This is a genomic window from Bacillus sp. GMs2/2 (genome assembly GCF_050172095.1).
GTDB lineage: Bacteria > Bacillota > Bacilli > Bacillales > Bacillaceae_G > Bacillus_A > Bacillus_A cereus.
Window position 1 is genome coordinate 1 of sequence record NZ_JBNLYE010000593.1, and the last position, 1,810, is coordinate 1,810.

Sequence of the window (1,810 nt, forward strand, 5' to 3'; positions counted from 1 at the left end):
TTATCTTGTAACATTGTATATAACTCTTTTTCTTGTTTTAAAGATTTGTCATAGCTGTCATACATTTTATTAAATGAATCGTGTCGTTTCTCATACGTGCTTTTCACTTTATCAGCTTGATCTTTCAATTTCTTATCTTCAATTTTCTTCACATACTTATCAGCTGACTTCACTTCTTCTTGCGCTTTATTTAAAACTTCTTTTTCTTTTGCAAGCACTTTTTCTCGTTCAGTTGTATTTTTCACTGCTTGATTCAGTTTTTCTTTAACAGTTTGATTATTATCTTTTCCTTCTTGAACAATCTGGTTATATAATTCTTGTCCTTCTTTCTCTAAAGTCTCAAGTTTTTTTGCATCTTCAAACATTGTTTTTTCTTGTTTAGCAGCGTTTTCAAACGCTACATATAATTCTTCTTCTGGTTTCGGACCGAAACAACCGGCTAATAAAATCATTGATAATGCAGTTACAATTGCTAATTTACTATATTTCAACATCTCTTCCTCCTACTTATAAACGACCATCGTGTAATATAAAAAAGTTATAAAATATGTAATTGTTCTATACACTCGCATCTTTTTTACGAAGATCATTAATATTGTTTGTACAAATTATTACTTGATATTACATTATTCTTTTTGAATTATTTAGCAATTCCATATCCATCTTTAAGTATACTACTTCATGTTTTTTAAGGCCTGTTCACACTATGTATTACTTTAATATCCACGGAATTTCACCTCAGTCTTAATAAGACTATAATAGTTCACCTGATAAAAAGTGATCGCTCCGCTCTCACGTCTATCATTCCCTTTCCAGCTTTCTATCAATTAATCTCTTTGTTCATTTTACACAGTACAATCGATATCTCGCAACAACTTACAAATATTCTTTTCATTTCCTAAAAAGGAAAAGTGTAGAGCTTGCTTTCCTCTACACTTTTAAAATAAAACACACTGTGCAAATTGCATTGACACTACCATCATAATTATATGCTTATTTCATATATTTTTAAAGACTTTTATTACAAACGCGGCGTTTTTTTGTAATAAAAGTCAAAAAAATGTTACAAATAAAACATCTTCCTATCATATATCTTCAAATCAAAGCTTCACTCATTTTCTTGCAAATTTCTATACTGGTACAATTGATTTTGCGACTTTCTCAACAGTTCTTCAAACGTTTTTCCTTCTACTGGATAGCTAGCTGCTCCAAATAAAAGAGTGACACTGAGTAAATCACCTTCTATTTCACTTTCAATATTTTTCATTAATCGTTTTGTTATTGTTGATGTTTCATGACCATTATCAATTGCTACAATAACGTACTTATTTTCATCCCACTTTGTAACAACATCGCCCTTCCGAATTGTCTTTACAATGGTACTCTCTAATTTTTGTACTAACACTCCCAACTTTTTTTCTTGCAACGTGTCTTTTAATCCTTCCCATTCTTTTACAGAAAGAATGTACACTGTAATATTACGAGAATCTCTTTCAGATAAAGCAGCTACTTTCCCAAAAAAATCAACAACAAAATCATTGCTTGCCATTCCTCCTACTTCCATACCCATACGCTCGTTCGCTCTTTTATCGTACCAATGTCCAAAATAATAACTTAGTATCATTTGCAATATATAAATAATAAAGACGGTATAAAATGATCGTGAATCCAGTTTTGCAATTACATCCTGAAGTGCAATCCATTCTGTAACTGCCACAGTATTGCCAAGCAATAATCCACTAATTTTCCCTTTATGTTTCATACTTTTCCCCCTTTTATACCAATATATGTTTCTATATCAATAATGTTT

2 protein-coding genes are annotated in these 1,810 nt (G+C 30.7%); both read right to left on the bottom strand.

Annotation, left to right across the window (positions count from 1 at the left end):
- Nucleotides 1-494 (bottom strand): YkyA family protein (locus ACQGS6_RS27705; RefSeq protein WP_426965974.1); only part of this gene is annotated, 494 nt, incomplete at its 3' end.
- 614 nt (nt 495-1,108) lie between these two features.
- Nucleotides 1,109-1,762 (bottom strand): diguanylate cyclase domain-containing protein, encoded by a 654-nt coding sequence (locus ACQGS6_RS27710; RefSeq protein WP_000680811.1) that lies wholly within the window; start codon nt 1,760-1,762, stop codon nt 1,109-1,111.
- Nucleotides 1,763-1,810 lie beyond the last annotated feature (48 nt).

What these genes read in the sequence shown, in the direction of transcription:
- ACQGS6_RS27710 (WP_000680811.1), bottom strand. Translation starts at nt 1,762, where the DNA reads ATGAAACATAAAGGGAAAATTAGTGGATTATTGCTTGGCAATACTGTG.